Genomic DNA, 20340 nt, shown 5'->3' on the forward strand with positions numbered 1-20340 from the left:
TCAGCCAGCCCCGACGAGCCGCGGATCCTGCACGACGAGCCGCAGCCCGCGCTCGGCCCGCGTGAGCGGCACGGAGGCCGACGCCGCCCACTCGAGCAGCGCATCCGCCGTCTCCGCCTGCACGCCGGCGAGCGCGAGCGAGCGCACGAGCGCGCCCTTGCCCGCCTTGTTCCAGTGGTTGAGCGCCTTGCCCTCGGGCGAGACGATCTCGACGGGCTCGGCGCCCGGCACCGGCGCGAGCGCCGCGTACGCCTTCGAGCGCAGGTCGAGCGCGAAGCCCTCGATCGCATGGCCCGCGCCCGACCACAGGTCGCGCATCCGCTCGCCGGGTAGCTTCGAGTGCTCCGAGACCTTGTAGGCGGGGATGGGGTCGGATGCGCGCACGAAGCCGAGCAGGGCCGACTGGATGACGACGTGGTCGTCGACCCACGCGCGGGCGGCGGCGGGCAGCTCGGCGGCGCCGAGCGCGTCGTAGAGCACGCCCGTGTAGCGCTCGATCGCGGGCATCGTCGGCGCGCTGCGGACGGCCGCGTTGTCGGCCGCGGCGCGGGCCTTCGCAGGCGTCGAGGTGTCCTGCCCCTCGGCGACGAGGCGGTCGAGCGCGGCGAGCGCCCGGGAACGGCCGACGGCCAGCCCGGGGAATCCCAGACTGGCCGTCGAGAGCGGCGCTCCCGTCCCGCCTGCCGCCTTCGTCTCGCTGGGCGGCAGCAGGACGATCACGCGAGCTTGGCGTTCCGCGCGACGATCTCGACCCGGTCGTGGTCGACCGAGAGGAAGCCGTCCTCAGCGTCGACCGCGTGCACCGTGCCGGAGGCGTCGGTGACGCGCACCTGGCCCTCGGCGAGCACGGCGAGCACCGGCTCGTGACCCCGCAGGATGCCGATCTCGCCCTCGGTGGTGCGGGCGATGACCTGCGTGGCCTCGCCCGTCCACACCTCGGCCGCGGCCGACACGATGCTGACGGTCAGAGCCATCAGCCGTTCTCCTTCTGGATCTGCGCCCACTTGGCCTCGACGTCCGAGATCGCGCCGACGTTGAAGAACGCCTGCTCGGCCACGTGGTCGAACTCGCCCTTGGCGATCGCGTCGAACGACTCGATCGTCTCCTTGAGCGGCACCGTGGAGCCCTCGACACCGGTGAACTTCTTCGCCATGTAGGTGTTCTGCGAGAGGAACTGCTGGATGCGGCGCGCGCGGTTGACGACGATCTTGTCCTCTTCCGAGAGCTCGTCGACACCGAGGATCGCGATGATCTCCTGCAGCTCCTTGTTCTTCTGGAGGATCTGCTTGACCGTCGTCGCGACGCGGTAGTGGTCCTCGCCGAGGTAGCGGGGGTCGAGGATGCGGCTCGTCGACGTGAGCGGGTCGACGGCCGGGTAGAGGCCCTTCGACGCGATCTCGCGGCTGAGCTCCGTCGTCGCGTCGAGGTGCGCGAACGTCGTGGCCGGGGCCGGGTCGGTGTAGTCGTCGGCCGGCACGTAGATCGCCTGCAGCGAGGTGATCGAGTGACCGCGCGTCGAGGTGATGCGCTCCTGCAGGATGCCCATCTCGTCGGCGAGGTTCGGCTGGTAGCCGACGGCGCTCGGCATGCGGCCGAGCAGCGTCGAGACCTCGGAGCCGGCCTGCGTGAACCGGAAGATGTTGTCGATGAAGAGCAGCACGTCCTGGCCCTGCACGTCGCGGAAGTACTCCGCCATCGTGAGCGCCGAGAGGGCGACGCGGAGGCGCGTGCCCGGCGGCTCGTCCATCTGGCCGAAGACGAGGGCGGTCTTGTCGAAGACGCCCGCCTCCTCCATCTCGTGGATGAGGTCGTTGCCCTCACGGGTGCGCTCGCCGACGCCGGCGAACACCGAGACACCGCCGTGGTCCTGCGCGACGCGCTGGATCATCTCCTGGATGAGGACCGTCTTGCCGACGCCCGCGCCGCCGAAGAGGCCGATCTTGCCGCCCTGCACGTACGGGGTGAGGAGGTCGATGACCTTGATGCCGGTCTCGAACAGCTGCGTCTTCGACTCGAGCTGGTCGAACGAGGGCGCCTTGCGGTGGATCGACCAGCGCTCGGTGACCTCGAGCGTCTCGCCCTCGCCGAGGTTGAGCGGCTCGCCGATGACGTTGAAGACCTTGCCCTTCGTGACGTCGCCGACGGGCACGGTGATCGACTCGCCGGTGTCGCGCACCTCCTGGCCGCGGACGAGGCCGTCCGTCGGCTTGAGGGCGATGGCGCGCACGAGGTCCTCGCCGAGGTGCTGGGCGACCTCGAGCGTGATCTCCTGCGGCTCCGAGCCGTCCTGGAAGTCGACCGTCGTCTTGAGCGCGTTGTAGACCTCGGGGAGCGAGTCGTGCGGGAACTCGATGTCGACGACGGGCCCGGTCACTCGCGCGACGCGGCCGACGGCAGCCTGGCGCTGCTCGACGGGGGTGTCAGTGATGGTCATTGTGCTTGCCTTTCGTGGCTACTTCGCCGAGGCGAGGGCGTCCGCGCCGCCCACGATCTCGGAGATCTGCGTCGTGATCTCGGCCTGGCGCGCGTTGTTGCGCAGGCGGGTGTAGTCGATGATGAGCTTGTCGGCGTTGTCGGATGCCGACTTCATCGCCTTCTGCGTCGCGGCCTGCTTGGCGGCGGCCGATTGAAGCAGCGCGTTGAAGATGCGGCTCTCGACGTAGACGGGCAGGAGCGCGTCGAGCACGAGCGCGGGCTCGGGCTCGAACTGGTAGAGCGGGAAGTGCTCGGCCTTGTCGGCGCTCTCGGCCTCGACGATCTCGAGCGGCAGCAGCCGCACCGTCGTCGGGTCCTGCGTCATCATGCTGACGAAGCGGTTGTAGACGACGTGGATCTCGTCGACCTGCTCGGAGACGTAGGCCTCGAGCACCGCCTCGGCGATCTCCTGCGCGAGCTCGGGCGTGGGCACGTCCGACTCCCCCGTCCACTCCCGGATGTACGGGCGCTGGCGGAACTTGAAGTAGCCGACGGCCTTGCTGCCGACCAGGTAGTGGTCGACCTCCTTGCCCTCCGCCTCGAGCTTCGCCCGCAGCTCACCCGCCTCCTTGAGGATCTGCGAGTTGAACGCGCCGGCGAGGCCGCGGTCCGACGTGACGACGACGATCGCCGCGCGCTTGAGCTGCGCGCGCTCCACCGTGAGCGGGTGCGGCTCGTTCGAGAACGTGGCCACCGCGCTCACGGCGCGCGTCAGCGCCCGTGCGTACGGGTTCGACGCCTGCACGCGGGCGAGCGCCTTCTGGATCCGCGATGCAGCGATGAGCTCCATCGCCTTCGTGATCTTCTTGGTCGACTGCGCAGACTTGATCTTCTGCGTGTAGACCCGGAGCTGGGCTCCCATTCCGCCTCCTCAGCGAGCTCGCGTCAGCGACGGCCCTTGACGATCTGCTCCTGGTTGACGTCCTCGACCATCGGGTTGTTCGCCTCGGTGCCGGGGTCGGTGATGCTCGCGGCATCCTTGCCCTGCCAGTTGCGCGCGAACTCGTCGACCTCGGACTCGAGCGTCGCCAGCGTGGCGTCGTCGAGCACGTTCGTCTCGCGCAGCGTCGTGAGCGCCGTGCTCGTGCCGCGCAGGTGCTCGAGGAGCTCCGCCTCGAACTGCAGCACCTGGTTGACGGGCACCGCGTCGAACTTGCCGTTCGTGCCGGCCCAGATCGAGACGACCTGCTCCTCGACGGGGTACGGCGAGTACTGCGGCTGCTTCAGCAGCTCGGTCAGGCGCGCGCCGCGCTCGAGCTGACGGCGCGAGGCCGCGTCGAGGTCGGAGGCGAACATCGCGAACGCCTCGAGCGAGCGGTACTGGGCGAGCTCGAGCTTGAGCGTGCCGGAGACCTTCTTGATCGACTTGACCTGCGCGTCGCCGCCGACTCGCGAGACCGAGATGCCGACGTCGACCGCGGGACGCTGGTTGGCGTTGAACAGGTCGGACTGCAGGAAGATCTGGCCGTCGGTGATCGAGATCACGTTGGTCGGGATGTACGCCGAGACGTCGTTGGCCTTGGTCTCGATGATCGGGAGGCCCGTCATCGAACCGGCACCCAGCTCGTCCGAGAGCTTCGCGCAGCGCTCGAGGAGGCGCGAGTGCAGGTAGAAGACGTCACCGGGGTACGCCTCGCGGCCCGGCGGGCGGCGCAGGAGGAGCGACACGGCGCGGTAGGCCTCTGCCTGCTTCGACAGGTCGTCGAAGACGATCAGGACGTGCTTGCCCTCGTACATCCAGTGCTGGCCGATGGCCGAGCCCGAGTACGGCGCGAGGTACTTGAAGCCGGCCGGGTCGGAGGCCGGCGAGGCGACGATCGTCGTGTACTCCATCGCGCCGGCGTCCTCGAGGGCGCCGCGCACGGATGCGATGGTCGAGCCCTTCTGGCCGATCGCGACGTAGATGCAGCGGACCTGCTTGTTGACGTCGCCCGAGTCCCAGTTGGCCTTCTGGTTGATGATCGCGTCGATCGCCAGCGCCGTCTTGCCGGTCTGGCGGTCGCCGATGATGAGCTGGCGCTGGCCGCGGCCGATCGGGATCATGGCGTCGATCGCCTTGATGCCCGTCTGGAGCGGCTCGTGCACCGACTTGCGCTGCATGACACCGGGCGCCTGCAGCTCGAGGGCGCGGCGGCCGCTCGAGGCGATCTCGCCGAGGCCGTCGATCGGGTTGCCGAGCGGGTCGACGACGCGGCCGAGGTAGCCCTCGCCGACGGGGACGGAGAGGACCTCACCCGTGCGGGTGACCTCCATGCCCTCCTCGATGCCGTCGAACTCACCGAGGACGACGACGCCGATCTCGGTCTCGTCGAGGTTCTGGGCGAGGCCGAGCGTGCCGTCCGCGAAGCGGACGAGCTCGTTCGCCATGACGCCGGGGAGGCCCTCGACGTGCGCGATGCCGTCGGCCGCGTCGACGACGTGCCCGACCTCGGCGGTCGTCGAGGTCGACGCCTCGTAGGACGAGACGAAGTCGGCGAGGGCGCCCTTGATCTCGTCGGGGCTGATGGTGAGCTCTGACATGTGTCTTCCTGTTCGGGTTTCTTCGACCTAGCCGAGCGACAGGCGCAGGTCGGTGAGCTTGGAACGGACGGTGCCGTCGATGACGTCGTCGCCGATCGAGACGCGCAGGCCGCCGAGCACGGCCGGGTCGACCACTTGCTGCAGCTGCAGCGTGCGGCCGTACTGGCGCTCGAGACCGGCGCGGAGCCGGTCGAGCTGGGCGGGGTTGATCTCGCGAGCCGTGGTGACCGTCGCGAGCGAGCGGCCGGCCGCGGCGGCGACCTGCTTGGCGGCCGAGCGCAGGCGCTGGCCGATCCGGCGGCCGCGCGGAGCGCGCACGAGGTGGTCGAGGATCGCGAGCGTCGTCTCGCTCGCGCGGCCCGACAGCAGTCGGTGCACGAGCGCCGCCTTCTCGTCGGCCGAGCCCTGCAGGCCGCCGAGCGCGAGCTCGAGCTGCGCGTCGGAGGCGACGATGCGCTCGAAGGAGGCGATCTCGCCGACGACGTCGTCGCCGGTCGAGCGCACGGCGATCCGGACGGCCGCCTCGTCGATCGCGGCGAGCAGGTCGTCCGTCTCGGACCAGCGCTGGCGAGCGAGGTGCGCGACGATCGAGACCGCCGCTCCACCCAGCTGCCCGAGCACGCGCTGCGCGAGAGCGGCGCGCGAGTCGGGCGACGAGACCGCGTCGCCGAGCGAGGAGAGCACCTGCGGGCTGCGCTCGAGTGCGCGCGATGCCCGGAAGAGGTCTCGCGCGTCCTCGAGCCCCGCCTGCGGCTGGGCCAGGACGGCCTCGTCGATGCCGGCTCGCGCCTGGCTGGTCGCGCTGCCCACTAGCGGTTCGCTCCCTCGCGCTCGAGGTCGGCCAGGAAGCGCTCGACGATCGCCGCGGAGCGCGCGTCGTCCATCGACTCGCCGACGACCTTCTCGGACAGGTCGAGGGCGAGCGAGCCGACCTCGGTCTTGAGCGACGAGAACGCGGCCTGGCGCTCCGCCTCGATGCGCTGGTGCGCCTGGGCGGTGATGCGCTCGGCCTCCTCGTTGGCGCGAGCCTTGAGGTCGGCCTCGATGCGCGCGGCGTCGGCGCGAGCCTGGTCCTTGATGCGAGCGGCCTCGGCGCGAGCCTCGGCGAGCTGGGTGTTGTACGACTCGAGCGCCGCAGCCGCCTCGGCCTGCGCCTCCTCGGCCTTCTTGATGCCGCCCTCGATCGCCGCGGCGCGCTCGTCGAGCAGCGCCTGCACGCGAGGCAGGACGACCTTCCAGAAGACCAGCAGGAGGACGACGAAGATGACCGCCGACCAGATGATGTCGTACGGGGCCGGAAGCAGCGGGTTCTGAGCGGTCTCCCCCGCTTCTTCCGCGAGGAAGAGAGGAGTGGTGAGCATCAGGGCGTCAGACCATGAAGAAGAACGTGGCGATGCCGATGAACGCCAGTGCCTCGGTGAAGGCGATGCCGATGAACATGAGGACCGTCAGGCGGCCCTGGAGCTCGGGCTGGCGGGCGACGCCCTCGATCGTCTTGCCGACGACGATGCCGACGCCGATGGCGGGGCCGATGGCCGCGAGGCCGTAGCCGACGGTGCCGATGTTGCCGTTGATCTCGGCGAGGATGGTCGTGGCGTTGTCCACGGTCGTTCCTTTCGGTTGTCCGGAGGGTCCGGGGTCAGTGCTCTTCAGCCAGCGCGAGCTGGATGTAGACGGTGGTCAGGATGGCGAAGACGTAGGCCTGCAGCACCGCGACGAGGATCTCGAAGACGGTGAAGGCGAAGCCGAAGGCGAGGGTGCCCACGCCGAAGAGCGTGAAGAAGCCGCCGGCCGAGAAGAAGAAGAAGTGCGTCGCGGCGAAGAACAGCACGAGCAGCAGGTGGCCGACGAACAGGTTCATCATGAGTCGCAGCGTCAGCGTGACGGGGCGCAGGACGAAGGTCGAGACGAACTCGATCGGCGTCACGATGATGTAGAGCGGCCACGGCACGCCGGACGGGAAGAGCGAGTTCTTGAAGAACGCGCCGGGGTGCTTCTTGACGCCCGCGTAGATGAACGCGATGTACGAGACGATCGCGAGCACGAGGGGCACGCCGATCACCGAGGTGCCCGCGATGTTGAGGAACGGGATGATGCCCGTGATGTTCATCGCCAGGACCATGAAGAAGATCGTGGTGATGATCGGCAGGAAGCGCCGGCCGTCCTTCTCGCCGAGGAGGTCGTAGACGATGCCGTCGCGGACGAAGCCGAGGCCGAGCTCGATGATGCTCTGGCCGCGCGTCGGGATGAGCTTCATCTTCCGCGTGCCCAGCACGAAGATCAGGATGATCGCGAGCGCCGCCAGGATGCGGATGAGCATGATGCGGTTGATGCCGAAGATCGGCTCTTCGCTCCCGAGCCACGAGACCGTCGGCTCCATGAACAGGAAGACCTGCGGGAAGAACTCCGCGATCGACGGCGGGTGGAACGGCTCTGGCTCGTTGGCAGCGGAGGCCAGCATCGACAACACGGCGTTCAGCGTCTCTTCCTCAAGCTCGTGGCGCCTGGCGCCTTCTTGACGTCGGTGCGCCCCCTCGCGCAGACGCGCTCGATGACGAGCGGCGCAGTTGGGGGAACGTCAACGACTCTATCAGAGGGGATCGTGATGGCTCGACGTCCTGCGGCGCTCACGCGCGGGCGCCGGAGGCCGGTCGGCCCTGCGTCTCGTCGTCCGCAGCGCTGTCGATCACGGGCTGCCGGCTCGTCGCGATCACGACGCAGTCGATGACGAGCGATCCGATGACGGCGGCGACGAGCGCGCCGAAGGCGACGCCGCGGTGCAGCCAGTCCTGGTCGCCGAGCACGAAGACGAGCACGATGAACAGCACGAACTTCAGCAGCCAGCCGCCGAGCACGATCCCGAAGAAGGCCCCGGAGACCATCTGGCCCCTCGACGCCTTGAGCGCGAGCAGGATGCTGCCGGCGGTGAGCATGCAGAAGACGATCGCGAGCGCGGTGCCGACGAGCGCAGAGGCGAGGCCCGCGCCCTCGGCGAGCATCCAGCCGATGACGCCGCCGACGACGGCGACCGCGGCGGCGAGGATCGCGCCCCACACGAGGATGCGCTGCATGATCTGGGTGGTGGTCACCGGGAGTCCCCCTGGGAGTCGATGCTGGCGCTGGTCGGCTGGAGTCCGGTGCGGCGAGCGCGACGCTCGCGCATCACTCGCAGGAACGTGCGCCAGACCCTGCGACCGACGGGCGCGGCCGTGGCCAGGGCGCACACGATGAACCCGAGCACCATGATACCGACCGCCACCCACCACTGGACGATGAGGAAGAGCAGGCAGCCGATCGAGACGACGGCGGTCCACGAGTAGAAGATGAGCACCGCGCCGAGGTGCGAGTGGCCCATGTCGAGCAGGCGGTGGTGCAGGTGGCGCCGGTCGGCGGCGAACGGGCTGTTGCCGTTCGCGACCCGGCGGATGACCGCGAGGGCGAAGTCGGTCAGCGGCAGGAGCAGGATCGCGAGCGGCAGCAGCACGGGGATGAAGGCGGGCAGGATCTGGCTCCGGCCGCCCATCGTGCCGACGTCGATCTGGCCCGTGACGGCGATCGCGCTCGCCGCGGTCAGCAGGCCCAGCATGAGCGCGCCGCCGTCCCCCATGAACATCCGCGCCGGGTGCCAGTTGACGGGCAGGAACCCGACGCACACGCCGACGATGATCGAGGTGATGAGGCTCGCGAGCGAGAAGTACGCGTTCTGCTGCGCGAAGTTCTGGCTGATCATCCAGATGTAGCCGAAGAAGGCGGTCGAGCCGATGATCGTCGTGCCGGCGACGAGCCCGTCGAGGCCGTCGATGAAGTTCACGGCGTTCATGACGAGCACGATGATGAGCACGGTGAGCGAGATCGCCATCGTCGCCGAGGGCACGACGATGCCCGCGATCGGCAGGCTCACGATCTGCACGCCGAAGAGCGCGACGCTCGTCGCGACGAGGATCTGCGCGCCGAGCTTGAGCATCCAGTCGAGGTCGACGAGGTCGTCGAGCACGCCGATCGCGCAGATGGCGATCGCGCCGCCGAGGAGCGTCCACACCCGCACGGGTTCGTCGAACACCCCTGCGAACTCCGGCACGAGCGAGGCGACCGCGAGCGCGGCGATCACCCCGATGCACATCGCCGCGCCGCCGAGCCGCGGCGTCGGCCGCGAGTGCACGTCGCGCTCGCGCACCGGCGGGTGGATGCCGTGCTTGAGCGCGAGCCGCAGCACGATGCGGCTCGCGATGAACGTCACGACGGCCGCGACGGCGGCGATGAGCAGGAAGATCACGGCGTCACCCCGAGGCGAGCAGCTCGCCGATCGCGGCGGCGATCGTCGCGCGCGGCAGCACCCCCTGGCGGACGATGCGGGCCACTCCGTCGGTCGAGCAGTCGAGGATCGTCGAGCCGTTCTGCTCCCCCGGCGCGGCCGAGCCGCCGACGGCCCCGGCGTCGAGCACGAGCGCGACGCGGTCGCCGAGCATCTCGGCAGCGGCCGCCGCCTCGGTCGGCGCGGGCATGCCGTGCAGGTTCGCGCTCGAGACGGCGAGCGGGCCGGTCTCGCGCAGCAGGCCGATCGCGATCGGGTGGTCGGGCACGCGGATCGCGACCGTGCCGCCCGTGTCGCCGAGGTCCCACGTGAGCGAGGGCTGGGCGCGCAGGATCACCGTGAGCGGGCCGGGCCAGTGCGCGTCGAGCAGCGGCTCGAGCTCGGCCGGCACGCGCTCGGCGAGCGCCGCCGCCATGTGGCGGTCGGCGACGAGCACGGGCGGCGGGAAGCCGCGGTCGCGGCCCTTCGCGGCGAGCAGCCCGGCGACGGCCTCGTGCGAGAAGGCATCGGCCGCGATGCCGTAGACCGTGTCGGTCGGGATGACGATGCTGCGCCCCGCCGCGATGGCCGTGCGAGCCGCGCGGATGCCGTCGAGCAGGGAGGCGGGGTCGGAGCAGTCGTAGAGCGCGGGCACCAAGCCATGGTAGTTCGGCCCATGGCGGTTCGGCGGCGTCGGCCGCCGCCGCTACCGGATGGCGGCCGTCACCCGATCGCGACCGGCGAGGTCCGCGTGCGTGTGCGCGCGCGTGAAGCCCGCGTCGGCGAGCATCTCGCGGATCGCCTCCCCCTGGTGCTCGGCGTGCTCGAACGCGACGAGCCCGCCGGGCGCGAGGAGGTCGGCGGCGAGCGGCGCGAGGCTGCGGATGAGGTCGAGCCCGTCGGCGCCCGAGTAGAGCGCCGCGTGCGGGTCGAAGTGCCGCACCTCGTGGTCGAGGGGCACGGATGCGTCGGGCACGTAGGGCGGGTTGCTCACGAAGGCGGCGAGCGAGCCGGGCGAGACGCCGGCCGAGGCGAGCGCCTGGAGGTCGCGCGCGTCGGCGTGCAGCAGCGTCGCCTCCGGCGCGAGCTCGTCGAAGTTGCGGCGCGCCCACACGTAGGCGGCGGGGCTCCGCTCGACCGCGACGACGCGAGCGCCCGACTCGCGCGCGATCGCGATCGCGACGGCGCCGCTGCCGGTGCCGACGTCGAGCACGAGCGCCGACTCGGCGCGGCGGAGGTGCCGCAGCGCGACGTCGACGAGCAGCTCCGTCTCGGGCCGCGGCGTGAAGACGCCGGGGCCGACGCGCAGGTCGACGTGGCGGAACGGCGCGGTGCCGGTGATGTGCTGCAGCGGCTCGCGCGACTCGCGACGCGCGACCGCGCGCGCGAACCGCGCCAGCGCATCCGCCTCGAAGGCACGCCCCATCGCCATCTCGACGCGCAGCTCGCCGAAGGAGGAGCCGGACGCCCACGCGGCTAGCAGCTCGGCGTCGGGACCCTCGATGCCGACAGCGGAGAGCCGCGCGCGGGCGTCGCGCACGGCGTCGGAGACGGAGGAGGGCTGCACGCCATCACGGTAGCCCGAGCAGCCGTCGACGACGTGCGGGAATGCGCAGGGCGGTGCGAGCGGTTGCTCAGCGTGAGGCCGATACAGTGAGAACCCTGGCTTCCACCCGGTGAAAGGAACGCGAATGGCGCGCATCTTCGACGACATCACGGCAACGATCGGCGGCACTCCCCTCGTGCGGCTCGGCCGCACGAACGACACGCACGCGACCGTGCTCGTCAAGATGGAGTCCTTCAACCCCGCCGGCTCGGTCAAGGACCGCATCGGCCGCGCGATCATCGACGCCGCCGAGGCGTCGGGCGAGCTGCAGCCGGGCGGCACGATCGTCGAGGGCACGAGCGGCAACACGGGCATCGCGCTCGCGTTCGTCGGCGCGGCCCGCGGCTACCGCGTGATCCTCTCGATGCCTGAGACGATGTCGGTCGAGCGGCGCAACATACTGAAGGCCTACGGCGCCGAGCTCGTGCTCACGCCGGGCCCCGACGGCATGCGCGGCGCCGTCGAGCGCGCGCAGCAGATCGTCGCCGATACGCCCGGCGCGATCCTCGCCCGGCAGTTCGAGAACGAGGCGAACGTCAAGGTGCACCGCGAGACGACCGCCGAGGAGATCTGGGCCGACACCGACGGCGCCGTCGACGTGTTCGTCTCGGGCGTCGGCACGGGCGGCACGGTCACGGGCGCCGGCGGCCGGCTCAAGGAGCTCAAGCCCGAGCTCCACCTCGTCGCGGTCGAGCCCGCCGACTCGCCGCTGCTGACGAAGGGCCAGGCCGGCCCGCACAAGATCCAGGGCCTCGGCGCGAACTTCGTGCCCGCGCTGCTCGACACCGACGTCTACGACGAGGTGATCGACGTCGAGCTCGACGACGCCGTGCGCGTCGGCCGCGAGCTCGCCGCGAAGGACGGCATCTTCGCCGGCATCTCGTCGGGCGCGATCGTGTGGGCCGCGCTCGAGATCGCGCGCCGCCCCGAGTCGGCCGGCAAGACGATCGTCGCGGTCGTGTGCGACACCGGCGAGCGCTACCTCTCGATGCCGATCTTCGCCGACCTGGCCTGAGGAGCACGGTGGGCCTGCTCAACATCCGCGAGGACATCGAGAACGCGAAGCGGCACGACCCCGCCGCGCGCGGCGCGCTGACGATCGCGCTCACCTACTCGACCCTGCACGCGGTGTGGGCCCACCGCATCCACCACCGCCTCTGGCACGCCGGTGCGCGCTCGCTCGCGCGCGCCGGCAGCCAGCTCGCGCGCTTCATGACGGGCGTCGAGATCCACCCGGGCGCGCGGCTCGGGCGGCGCTTCTTCATCGACCACGGCATGGGCGTCGTGATCGGCGAGACGGCCGAGACCGGCGACGACGTCATGCTCTACCACGGCGTGACGCTCGGCGGCACGGCGAACGCCGCCGTCAAGCGCCACCCGACACTCGGGCACCGCGTGCTCGTCGGGGCGGGCGCGAAGATCCTCGGGCCGATCGCGCTCGGCGACGACGTCAAGGTAGGGGCGAACGCCGTCGTGCTGAAGGATGCGCCCTCGGGCGTCACGCTCGTCGGCGTGCCCGCGAAGCCGGTCGGCGGCACGTCGCCCGCCGAGCTGCCGCACATCGAGTACTCGATCTAGCCGCCACCCCCTGGCGACTGGCGCCTCCGGTGCCTGAGTGGCGCCTCCCGTCCCTGAGTGGCGCCTCCGGTGCCTGAGTGGCGCCTTCCGTGCCTGAGTGGCGCCTCCGGTGCCTGAGTGGCGCCTCCGGTGCCTGAGTGGCGCCTCCGGTGCCTGAGTGGCGGCTCCGGTGCCTGAGTGGCGACGCCCCAGATTGTCCGCCACTCACGTGCACGAAGCGCCACTCACCTGCGCAAGGCGCCACTCACCTGCCGGAGGCGCCACTGACCTCCGGCAGGCGCCACTCACGTGCGGGCGGCGCCGGTCGGCGGGTCGGTCGGGGCGGATGCGGTGGGCTCGGCGGGCTCCGGACGCTCCGTGAGCGCGAGGCCCGCGACCGCGATGAGGATGCCGGCGAGGAAGAGCAGCATGAGCGGGTTCCAGGGCTGCGCTCCGGTCGCGAGCGCCCAGATCACCGTGAGCGCGCCGCCCACGCCCGTCCAGACCGCGTAGCCGGTCGCGAGCGGGATCGACTGCACCGCCCGCTCGAGCCCGATGAAGCTCAGCACGGCCGCGATCGCGAACACGACCGTCGGCACGGGCTGCGAGAAGCCCTCCGACTGCCCGAGCGCGGTCGCCCAGACGGCCTCGAGCACGGCGCTCGCGAGCAGCACGGCCCACGCGGTCCCGCGGCGCATCTCAGCTCACCAGCTTCAGGCCGACGAGGCAGCCGACGAGCAGCACGAGCAGGAGCGAGCGCACGAGCGTGAGCCGCTCCTTGCCGCGCGCGACCTGCAGGACCACGGTCGCGACCGCTCCCACGCCGACCCATACGGCATACGCCGTGCCGGTCGGGATCTCGAGCATCGCCCACGCGAGCCCGCCCATCGACGCCGCCATCGCGACGACGAACAGCACGGTGGGCCGCCACTTGCGGAAGCCCTTCGACGACTGCATGGCAGCCGCCCAGACGGCCTCGAGGAGGCCGGAGGCGATCAGGATCACCCAAGACATGACGAGTCCCTACTGGCCGTCTTGTCGCGCTGCGGGTACGGCTCCCTCGTCCGCGGATCCGGCGTCGGATCCAGTCCCCAGGGTAGCGGGCCTCAGCCCGGCTGGTCGGCGGCGAGCGACGCGTGCGCCCGCCAGGTCGCGAGCACGAGCCCGACGACGAGCACGATCGCGGCGAGCACGGCGAGCACCGCCCACTCCTCGACGCCCGCGGCGAAGGCTGCGACGAGCGCGCCGAGGGCCGCGACCGCCGAGACCGAGCCGGCGAGCCACGTGAGCGGCGTCGCGGCGCGGTGCGCGCCCCGGTAGGTGAACGCATCCGCCCGCAGCCGCTTGCCCGGCAGCCCGAGCGCACCTGTGCGCGGCACGCGGCCGAGGCCGATCGCGTGCACGACGATCGCGATGGCGATCGCGCCGAGCGCGAGCAGCACCGAGCCTGCGGCCATGAGCGCGACTTCCATGCCCCGATCCTGGCACGTCAGTCCGCGGGCGCCCGCCCCCAGGTGATCGCGTCGCGCACGGCGTCGGGGGCGGATGCGTGCAGCTCGGCATCCGGGAGCGCACCGAGGGCGTCGTTGACGGTCGAGAACGCGATGCGCGCGGCGATGTAGGCGGTGAGCGCCACGATCGTGCGGTCGTCGAGGCCGACGTCGCGGAGCGCGGCGACGTCGCCCGCGGTCGTGCTGTTCGGGTCGCGCGCGAGCCGGCGCGCCCACGCGGCGATCGTGCGCTCCGACACGTCGAGCGCGGTGCCGCCGGCCGCCTCCTCGCCGCGCAGCACCGCCGCGGCCGTGTCGGGATCGGTCGCGCGCGCGAGCCTGCCGCCCCACGCGAACGAGCAGTAGGAGTCGCGCAGCGCTCCCGCGAGCGCGCTCACCACGACGCCCTTGAGCCGGAAGCCGAGCCCCGCCGCCTGGGCCGAGGCCGTCGCGAATGCCGTCCACGCGTCGTGCACCTCGGGCGCGTGCGCCCACACGCGCGTGAGGTTCATGACGTAGCCGTCGCCCTCGAGGTCGTCGCCGTACATCGCCTCGACGGCCGCGCTCGGCGCCGGCTCCCCCACGAATGCCGCCATGCCGCCTCCTCGCTCGGCGCCAGCGTAGGACGCGGCGGATGCGTCGTCCATGCCCCGAGCGCGCGTCGACAGGGACGCGTCGAGCACGACGTCGCGGTCGGCGAGCACCGCTCCCTCGAGGCGCCGCAGGAAGTCGGCGTCGATCTGCTCGACGAGCTCGCGCGGCGGCCGGCCGTCGCGCACCCCGCGCGCCCACGCCTCGCGGTCGTAGGAGAGCACGAGGGCGCCGGCGGCCTCGAGTCCGCGCGCGATCGTCGTCTTGCCCGCGCAGACCGGGCCGCACAGCAGCGTGACGAGCGCCATGCGCGCGAGCCTAGCCGCGCGCTCGCCGGCGGGAGCGGCTCAGGCGCGCAGTGCGCGCTCGGCGCGCCGGTCGGGACGCACCGCGAACCATGCGGCGGGTCCGACGACGGGCAGCGCGAGGATCACGAGCACCCAGATCGCTGCCTCGGTGCCGCGCACGTCCTTGGCCCGCACGAGCTGCGCCATCGCGACGACCGCGAGGCTCGCGACGAGGACGATCGCGATCGTCCAGATCACGTCGTAGCCGGCGGGGAGGAGCGGGTTCGCGGCGGCGATGATCATGCCGCGACGCTATCAGCCGCTCTCTCCCGCCGACGCGGTCCACGGTCGCTGTCAGCGCAGGTCGACCCTGATGACCGAGCCGCCGCCGGCCGAGATGGAGTCGACCGTCACGTACGCCGAGCGCCCCTGCACCGCGACGCCGTAGGGCGCCGAGAGCCCGTCGACGACCGCTGCGTGCTGCGAGCCGCCGGGCGTGATCCGGCGGAGCGAGCCGACGTGCACGCCGTCGAGGTAGTTCGTGTCGTCGAGCTGCACGGCGTAGAGCGTGCGGCCCTTCCACGCGAGGCTCGTGACGAGCGTGAGTCCCGTCGCGTAGGCCGAGACCTCGCCGTCGCGCGTCACGCGCCAGATGGTCGAGCCGCCGTCGGGGAACGGGAAGCCCGTGAGCTGCGACACGTAGTAGGCGCCGTCGGGCCCGATCGCGACATCGGTCGGCACGGCTTGCGGCGCGATCTCTCCGGGCCCGAAGGGGTTCGGCACCGGTGCGCCGTTCGGGAAGACCGCGAGCACGCGCTCGCCGCCGCGCCCGACGCGCAGGAGCGCGTTGCCGCCCGCGTCGGCGACGGCCCAACGGCCGTGCCCGAGCGCGGCGAGGCCGACCGCGTTGCTGTCGGGCGGCTGGTTGCCGTCCGGGTTGTTCGCGACCTCGAACGCGTTGATGTCGGCCACGAGGTCGAGGTCGTCGCCCTCGAGCGAGCCCCACCGCATCCGCTCCGAGCGCAGCGTGCCGAAGGCCTGGTACTGCTCCGGCAGGTCGGCGCGGAAGCTCGCGGCGCCCGCGAGCCCGCCGATGAGCACGTCGATGCGGTTGCCGCGGACGGCGACGTCGGATGCGCCGATCACCTCGCCCTGGAACGTCATGGTGGGCAGGTCGGTCACGACCCGCCGCTGGCCGTGCCGGCGCACCTCGGTCACGGCGCCCTCGAGCCCGCAGACCTGGAAGCCGGCGTCGGCGCCGGGGATGGGCTCGCACGCCTCGGCGACGCCCGCTTCAGCGACGTAGAGGCGGTTGCCGTGCCCGACGGTGAGCTGCCGGGGATTGTCGAGGCCGGTGGCGACGGTGACGACGCCGCCGTGCTGACCACCGCCGTGGCCGCCGCCGCGATGGTCGTCGCCGGCGAGCGCGGGTGGACCGCTCGCGGCGATCAAGCTGAGGCCGAGGGCCGCGGCGGCGATTGCCGCTGCCGCGGTCGAACGGAGCTTTCGAGACATGGGACGCTCCTCACCTAACCGGTGGTGCGGCGGCGGGAGTGCCGCCGCGCACCAGGGTGCGCCTCGCGAGGCGCACCGACAAGCCCCCGGTTTCGGCTAGCGCACGCGCGCTCGCGCGACCGGCGACGCCGCGAGTCCGGCTGCCGCGACCGCGAACCCCGCGCACACGACGACGAGCGCCTCGCCGACGCCGATCGCGTCGCCCACGACGCCCGCGAGCGGCGCGGCGACGACGATCATCGCCCGGTTCACCGTGCGCATCGTCGCGTTCATGCGCGCCTGCATCGCGTCGGGTGTCGCGCGCTGCCGCAGCGCCATCTCGCTCGGGTTGCTCGCGCCCATCGCGACACCCGCGATCGCGAGCCCGACGAGAGCGACCGAGAGGGCCGCCGGCTGCGGGAGCGGGGCGAGGCCCGCCGCCGCGACGAGCGCCCACGCGACGGGCATGGTCGCGAACTCGGCGAGGATGACGCGCACCTCGCCGCTCCGCCCTGCGAGCACGCCCGAGAGCGCCGTACCCGCGAGCGTCGCCCCGCCGAGCACGCCGAGCGCGAGGCCGAGCCCCGCGGGCCCGGCGTCGAGCTCGAGCAGCACGAGCGGCACGAGCAGCGTCATCGCGGCGCCGTTGCACAGGAACCACACGTGCGTCCAGCGGGCGAAGGGACCGAGCAGCGGATGCCGGTGCACGAAGCGCAAGCCGCGCGCGATCGAGCGCCCCACGCGGCGCGGCCGCCGGCCGACCGGCTCGTCGACCGGCATCGTCGAGAGCACGAGCGCCGAGCCGAGGTGCGCCGCTGCGGCGGCGAGCAGCGAGGCCGGTCCGCCGAGCCACGCGATGATCCCGCCGGAGACAGCGGGACCGGCCGACTGCGCGGCGTTCGAGCCCGCGTCGAGCCGCCGGTGGGCGGGCAGCAGCAGCTCGCGGCCGACGAGCCGCGGCACGAACGCCTGCGAGGCGGCGTCGTTCACGAGGCTCGCCGCGCCGACCAGCACCACCGCCACGAGCAGCGCGGGCAGCGTCCCCGCACCCGCGAGCCACGCGAGGCCGAGCGCGGCGAGCACCGCCGCGCGCGCGAGGTCGCTCGCGAGCATGACCGTGCGGCGGCGCCAGCCCTCGACGATCGCGCCGACGAGCAGGCCGAGCACGACGTAGGGCAGCCAGCGCGCTGACGCGAGCCAGCCGACCTCGGTCGCTCCCCCGCCGAGGTCGAGCACGACGAGCGTCTGCAGCGCGATGATCGCGAGCCCGAGGCCCGTCTCGGTCGCGACCTCGGCGCTCCAGAAGCGCCAGAATCCCGCGCCGAGCGATCGTCGCGCGGTCATGCCGGCGACGCTAGCAGCGGCGCGTCAGTCGTCGCCGCCGAGGGCCGCGAGCCGCGCCTCCTCGTCGGCCGCGATGCACGAGTCGATGACCGGCTGCAGCGCGCCGTCCATGACCGAGTCGAGATTGTAGGCCTTGAAGCCCGTGCGGTGGTCGGCGATGCGGTTCTCGGGGAAGTTGTAGGTGCGGATGCGCTCCGAGCGGTCCATGCCGCGGATCTGCGAGCGGCGCGCGTCGGACGCGGCCGCGTCGAGCTCCTCCTGCTGCTTGGCGAGCAGGCGCGCGCGCAGCACGCGCATCGCCGCCTCGCGGTTCTGCAGCTGGCTCTTCTCGTTCTGCATGGACACGACGATGCCGGTCGGCACGTGCGTGATGCGCACCGCGGAGTCGGTCGTGTTGACCGACTGGCCGCCGGGGCCCGAGGAGCGGAAGACGTCGATCTTCAGGTCGTTCTGGTCGATCTGCACCTCCTCCGGCTCGTCGACCTCGGGGAAGACGAGCACGCCGGTCGTGGAGGTGTGGATGCGTCCCTGCGTCTCGGTCGCGGGCACGCGCTGCACGCGGTGCACGCCGCCCTCGTACTTGAGCGACGCCCAGACGCCCTCGGCGGGGTCGTTCGACGAGCCCTTGATCGCGATCTGCACGTCCTTGAAGCCGCCCATGTCGGAGGGCGTCGACTCGAGCATCTCGACCTTCCAGCCGCGGCTCGTCGCGTAGTGCGAGTACATGCGCACGAGATCGGCCGCGAACAGCGCCGACTCCTCGCCGCCCTCGCCGCCCTTGACCTCCATGATCACGTCGCGGCCGTCGTCGGGGTCGCGCGGGATGAGCAGGCGCCGCAAGCGCTCCTCCGCCTCGTGCGCGGCCTCCTCGAGCGCCGGCACCTCCTCGGCGAACGCCTCGTCCTCGCGAGCGAGCTCGCGCGCGGCCTCGAGGTCGTCGACGCCCGCGCGCCACCGCTCGTGCGCCGCCTTGATCTGGCTGAGCTCGGCGTAGCGCCGGTTCACCCGGCGCGCACGACCGGCATCGGCGTGCAGCGCCGGGTCGGCGAGCTGCGACTCGAGGTCGGCGTGCTCGGCGAGGAGGCCGGAGACCGACTCGAACACCTCAGTCCTTGTCGTGCTGGCCGGGCACCGACTTCGAGACCTTCATGAGGAACTCGACGTTCGACTGCGTCTCCTTGAGCTGCTTGAGCACGAGCTCGAGCGCCTGCTGGGTCTCGAGGCCCGCGAGCGCGCGGCGCAGCTTCCACATGACCTTCGTCTCCTCGACGCCCATGAGCATCTCCTCGCGGCGCGTGCCGGAGGCGTTGACGTCGACGGCGGGGAAGATCCGCTTGTCGGCCATGTTGCGCGAGAGGCGCAGCTCCATGTTGCCGGTGCCCTTGAACTCCTCGAAGATCACCTCGTCCATCTTCGAGCCCGTCTCGACGAGCGCGGTCGCGAGGATCGTGAGCGAGCCGCCGTGCTCGATGTTGCGCGCGGCGCCGAAGAACTTCTTCGGCGGGTAGAGCGCGCTCGAGTCGACGCCGCCCGAGAGGATGCGGCCCGAGGGCGGGGCGGAGAGGTTGTAGGCGCGACCGAGGCGCGTGATGCCGTCGAGCAGCACGACGACGTCGTGGCCGAGCTCCACGAGCCGCTTCGCGCGCTCGATCGCGAGCTCCGCGACGATCGTGTGGTCCTCGGCGGGCCGGTCGAAGGTCGACGCGATGACCTCGCCCTTGACGGTGCGCTGGAAGTCGGTGACCTCCTCGGGGCGCTCGTCGACGAGCACGATCATGAGGTGCACCTCGGGGTTGTTCTCGGCGATCGCGTTCGCGATGGCCTGCATCACGAGGGTCTTGCCCGCCTTGGGCGGCGAGACGATGAGGCCGCGCTGGCCCTTGCCGATCGGCGAGACGAGGTCGATGACGCGCGTCGAGAGCTTGTTCTGCGTCGTCTCGAGGCGCAGGCGCTCCTGCGGGTAGAGCGGCGTGAGCTTCGAGAACTCGACGCGGTTCAGCGCGTCCTCGCTCGACATGCCGTTGACCGAGTCGACGCGCACGAGCGCGTTGAACTTCTGGCGGCTCGAGTGCTGCTCGCCCTCGCGCGGCTGCTTGATGGCGCCGACGACCGCGTCGCCCTTGCGCAGCCCGTGCTTCTTGACCTGCGCGAGCGAGACGTAGACGTCGTTCTGGCCCGGGAGGTAGCCCGAGGTACGCACGAACGCGTAGTTGTCGAGCACGTCGAGGATGCCGGCGACGGGCAGGAGCACGTCGTCCTCGCGGATCTCCGGCTCGGCGTCCTGGCCCTGCGTGCGCTGGCGGTCGCGGCCGCGGCCGCGGCCTCGGCGCGAGCCCTCCTCCTGCTGCTGCTGCTGGCCGCGATCGCCGTTCTGGCCCTTCTGGCCGCGGCCGCGGCCGCGGCGCGACGACTCGTCGTCGTCGTCCGAGTCCTGCTCGTCCTGCTGCTGCGAGCCCTTGCCGCGCGAGCGGCGACGACGCGAGGTGCCCTCGCGCTGCTCGCCGTCCCGACCGCCCTGCTCGCCGTCGCGACCGCCCTGCTGCTCGTCGGCGTCGGATGCGTCGGCGGCCGTGCCGCTCTCGGCATCGGCGGCGGGGGCGGCCGGCTCGGCGTCGCCCGCGGGCGCATCGGCCTGCTCGGCGGCCGGCTCGGCGGCGGCCTTGCGCGAGCGGCTCGCGCGCGGCG

Annotated in this window: 24 protein-coding genes and 1 riboswitch; of the genes, 2 read left to right on the forward strand and 22 right to left on the reverse strand. The window is 72.0% G+C overall.

The window, feature by feature from the left end:
- The 13 genes from yaaA to prmC form a co-directional block, all read right to left on the reverse strand.
- The gene (gene yaaA, locus JQT67_RS12600) at positions 1-720 is read right to left on the reverse strand and encodes a peroxide stress protein YaaA (protein WP_208065111.1); all 720 of its coding nucleotides are present in this window, start codon (positions 718-720) and stop codon (positions 1-3) included.
- On the reverse strand, positions 717-974 hold the full coding sequence (locus JQT67_RS12605) for a F0F1 ATP synthase subunit epsilon (protein ID WP_021011161.1): 258 nt from the start codon (positions 972-974) through the stop codon (positions 717-719). Before JQT67_RS12605 ends, yaaA begins: the two co-directional genes overlap by 4 nt.
- Positions 974-2434 carry a F0F1 ATP synthase subunit beta gene (gene atpD / locus JQT67_RS12610; RefSeq protein WP_021011160.1) on the reverse strand — a complete coding sequence of 487 codons (1461 nt, stop codon included), beginning with the start codon at positions 2432-2434 and terminating at the stop codon, positions 974-976. Before atpD ends, JQT67_RS12605 begins: the two co-directional genes overlap by 1 nt.
- An 18-nt stretch (positions 2435-2452) precedes the next feature.
- On the reverse strand, positions 2453-3337 hold the full coding sequence (locus JQT67_RS12615; RefSeq protein WP_021011159.1) for a F0F1 ATP synthase subunit gamma: 885 nt from the start codon (positions 3335-3337) through the stop codon (positions 2453-2455).
- Positions 3338-3360: 23 nt separating this feature from the next.
- The gene (atpA, locus tag JQT67_RS12620) at positions 3361-4995 is read right to left on the reverse strand and encodes a F0F1 ATP synthase subunit alpha (protein WP_021011158.1); all 1635 of its coding nucleotides are present in this window, start codon (positions 4993-4995) and stop codon (positions 3361-3363) included.
- A gap of 27 nt (positions 4996-5022) precedes the next feature.
- Positions 5023-5805 (reverse strand): F0F1 ATP synthase subunit delta, encoded by a 783-nt coding sequence (locus JQT67_RS12625; RefSeq protein ID WP_208065112.1) that lies wholly within the window; start codon positions 5803-5805, stop codon positions 5023-5025.
- On the reverse strand, positions 5805-6356 hold the full coding sequence (locus tag JQT67_RS12630; protein WP_208065113.1) for a F0F1 ATP synthase subunit B: 552 nt from the start codon (positions 6354-6356) through the stop codon (positions 5805-5807). The genes JQT67_RS12625 and JQT67_RS12630 overlap by 1 nt, the downstream gene beginning before the upstream one ends.
- Before the next feature lie 7 nt (positions 6357-6363).
- The gene (gene atpE / locus JQT67_RS12635; protein ID WP_092667153.1) at positions 6364-6600 is read right to left on the reverse strand and encodes an ATP synthase F0 subunit C; all 237 of its coding nucleotides are present in this window, start codon (positions 6598-6600) and stop codon (positions 6364-6366) included.
- A 34-nt stretch (positions 6601-6634) separates the two neighbouring features.
- Positions 6635-7456, reverse strand: coding sequence for a F0F1 ATP synthase subunit A (atpB, locus tag JQT67_RS12640; RefSeq protein WP_200860973.1), 822 nt, complete (start codon positions 7454-7456; stop codon positions 6635-6637).
- 166 nt (positions 7457-7622) lie between these two features.
- Positions 7623-8084 (reverse strand): hypothetical protein, encoded by a 462-nt coding sequence (locus JQT67_RS12645; protein WP_021011153.1) that lies wholly within the window; start codon positions 8082-8084, stop codon positions 7623-7625.
- The gene (locus JQT67_RS12650) at positions 8081-9268 is read right to left on the reverse strand and encodes an MraY family glycosyltransferase (protein ID WP_208065114.1); all 1188 of its coding nucleotides are present in this window, start codon (positions 9266-9268) and stop codon (positions 8081-8083) included. The genes JQT67_RS12645 and JQT67_RS12650 overlap by 4 nt, the downstream gene beginning before the upstream one ends.
- A 4-nt stretch (positions 9269-9272) precedes the next feature.
- Positions 9273-9941 carry an L-threonylcarbamoyladenylate synthase gene (locus JQT67_RS12655; RefSeq protein WP_208065115.1) on the reverse strand — a complete coding sequence of 223 codons (669 nt, stop codon included), beginning with the start codon at positions 9939-9941 and terminating at the stop codon, positions 9273-9275.
- 51 nt (positions 9942-9992) lie between these two features.
- A complete protein-coding gene (gene prmC / locus JQT67_RS12660; RefSeq protein WP_307864335.1) occupies positions 9993-10853 on the reverse strand; it encodes a peptide chain release factor N(5)-glutamine methyltransferase in 861 nt (286 codons plus the stop codon).
- Positions 10854-10977: 124 nt separating this feature from the next.
- On the opposite strand from prmC, the gene cysK reads away from it, so the two are divergent.
- Both cysK and epsC read left to right on the forward strand, forming a co-directional pair.
- Positions 10978-11907, forward strand: a complete 930-nt coding sequence (gene cysK, locus JQT67_RS12665) for a cysteine synthase A (RefSeq protein WP_208065116.1) — start codon at positions 10978-10980, stop codon at positions 11905-11907.
- Between the two features lie 8 nt (positions 11908-11915).
- Positions 11916-12470, forward strand: a complete 555-nt coding sequence (epsC, locus tag JQT67_RS12670) for a serine O-acetyltransferase EpsC (protein ID WP_021011148.1) — start codon at positions 11916-11918, stop codon at positions 12468-12470.
- A 284-nt stretch (positions 12471-12754) separates the two neighbouring features.
- Here the strand turns inward: epsC and JQT67_RS12675 are convergent, their stop codons facing one another.
- The 9 genes from JQT67_RS12675 to rho form a co-directional block, all read right to left on the reverse strand.
- Positions 12755-13147 carry a multidrug efflux SMR transporter gene (locus JQT67_RS12675; RefSeq protein ID WP_208065117.1) on the reverse strand — a complete coding sequence of 131 codons (393 nt, stop codon included), beginning with the start codon at positions 13145-13147 and terminating at the stop codon, positions 12755-12757.
- Between the two features lies 1 nt (position 13148).
- Positions 13149-13463 carry a multidrug efflux SMR transporter gene (locus JQT67_RS12680; RefSeq protein WP_021011146.1) on the reverse strand — a complete coding sequence of 105 codons (315 nt, stop codon included), beginning with the start codon at positions 13461-13463 and terminating at the stop codon, positions 13149-13151.
- 11 nt (positions 13464-13474) lie between these two features.
- A riboswitch (guanidine-III (ykkC-III) riboswitch) is annotated at positions 13475-13538 on the reverse strand.
- A 17-nt stretch (positions 13539-13555) separates the two neighbouring features.
- On the reverse strand, positions 13556-13921 hold the full coding sequence (locus JQT67_RS12685) for a hypothetical protein (RefSeq protein ID WP_208065118.1): 366 nt from the start codon (positions 13919-13921) through the stop codon (positions 13556-13558).
- A gap of 17 nt (positions 13922-13938) precedes the next feature.
- Positions 13939-14838 (reverse strand): AAA family ATPase, encoded by a 900-nt coding sequence (locus JQT67_RS12690; protein ID WP_208065119.1) that lies wholly within the window; start codon positions 14836-14838, stop codon positions 13939-13941.
- Positions 14839-14877: 39 nt separating this feature from the next.
- The gene (locus JQT67_RS12695; protein ID WP_208065120.1) at positions 14878-15120 is read right to left on the reverse strand and encodes a PLDc N-terminal domain-containing protein; all 243 of its coding nucleotides are present in this window, start codon (positions 15118-15120) and stop codon (positions 14878-14880) included.
- A gap of 51 nt (positions 15121-15171) precedes the next feature.
- Positions 15172-16332, reverse strand: a complete 1161-nt coding sequence (locus JQT67_RS12700) for a ScyD/ScyE family protein (RefSeq protein ID WP_208065121.1) — start codon at positions 16330-16332, stop codon at positions 15172-15174.
- A gap of 96 nt (positions 16333-16428) precedes the next feature.
- The gene (locus tag JQT67_RS12705; protein WP_208065122.1) at positions 16429-17655 is read right to left on the reverse strand and encodes an MFS transporter; all 1227 of its coding nucleotides are present in this window, start codon (positions 17653-17655) and stop codon (positions 16429-16431) included.
- Positions 17656-17679: 24 nt separating this feature from the next.
- A complete protein-coding gene (gene prfA / locus JQT67_RS12710; RefSeq protein ID WP_021011140.1) occupies positions 17680-18759 on the reverse strand; it encodes a peptide chain release factor 1 in 1080 nt (359 codons plus the stop codon).
- 1 nt (position 18760) lies between these two features.
- Positions 18761-20340: transcription termination factor Rho (gene rho, locus JQT67_RS12715; protein ID WP_208065123.1), on the reverse strand; the 1580-nt coding region annotated here is incomplete at its 5' end.

The sequence above is a fragment of the Agrococcus sp. TF02-05 genome (assembly GCF_017565345.1).
In the GTDB taxonomy this organism is placed as follows: Bacteria; Actinomycetota; Actinomycetes; order Actinomycetales; family Microbacteriaceae; genus Agrococcus; species Agrococcus pavilionensis.

Bases quoted from the DNA above. Each gene is read 5' to 3' on its own strand.
- JQT67_RS12605 (WP_021011161.1), bottom strand. From the start codon at position 974: ATGGCTCTGACCGTCAGCATCGTGTCGGCCGCGGCCGAGGTGTGGACG.
- cysK (WP_208065116.1), top strand. From the start codon at position 10,978: ATGGCGCGCATCTTCGACGACATCACGGCAACGATCGGCGGCACTCCC.
- JQT67_RS12630 (WP_208065113.1), bottom strand. From the start codon at position 6,356: ATGCTCACCACTCCTCTCTTCCTCGCGGAAGAAGCGGGGGAGACCGCT.
- atpA (WP_021011158.1), bottom strand. From the start codon at position 4,995: ATGTCAGAGCTCACCATCAGCCCCGACGAGATCAAGGGCGCCCTCGCC.
- JQT67_RS12690 (WP_208065119.1), bottom strand. From the start codon at position 14,838: ATGGCGCTCGTCACGCTGCTGTGCGGCCCGGTCTGCGCGGGCAAGACG.
- JQT67_RS12680 (WP_021011146.1), bottom strand. From the start codon at position 13,463: ATGTCTTGGGTGATCCTGATCGCCTCCGGCCTCCTCGAGGCCGTCTGG.
- atpB (WP_200860973.1), bottom strand. From the start codon at position 7,456: ATGCTGGCCTCCGCTGCCAACGAGCCAGAGCCGTTCCACCCGCCGTCG.
- JQT67_RS12675 (WP_208065117.1), bottom strand. From the start codon at position 13,147: ATGCGCCGCGGGACCGCGTGGGCCGTGCTGCTCGCGAGCGCCGTGCTC.
- atpD (WP_021011160.1), bottom strand. From the start codon at position 2,434: ATGACCATCACTGACACCCCCGTCGAGCAGCGCCAGGCTGCCGTCGGC.
- JQT67_RS12685 (WP_208065118.1), bottom strand. From the start codon at position 13,921: ATGGAAGTCGCGCTCATGGCCGCAGGCTCGGTGCTGCTCGCGCTCGGC.
- JQT67_RS12615 (WP_021011159.1), bottom strand. From the start codon at position 3,337: ATGGGAGCCCAGCTCCGGGTCTACACGCAGAAGATCAAGTCTGCGCAG.
- JQT67_RS12705 (WP_208065122.1), bottom strand. From the start codon at position 17,655: ATGACCGCGCGACGATCGCTCGGCGCGGGATTCTGGCGCTTCTGGAGC.
- JQT67_RS12700 (WP_208065121.1), bottom strand. From the start codon at position 16,332: ATGTCTCGAAAGCTCCGTTCGACCGCGGCAGCGGCAATCGCCGCCGCG.
- JQT67_RS12695 (WP_208065120.1), bottom strand. From the start codon at position 15,120: ATGATCATCGCCGCCGCGAACCCGCTCCTCCCCGCCGGCTACGACGTG.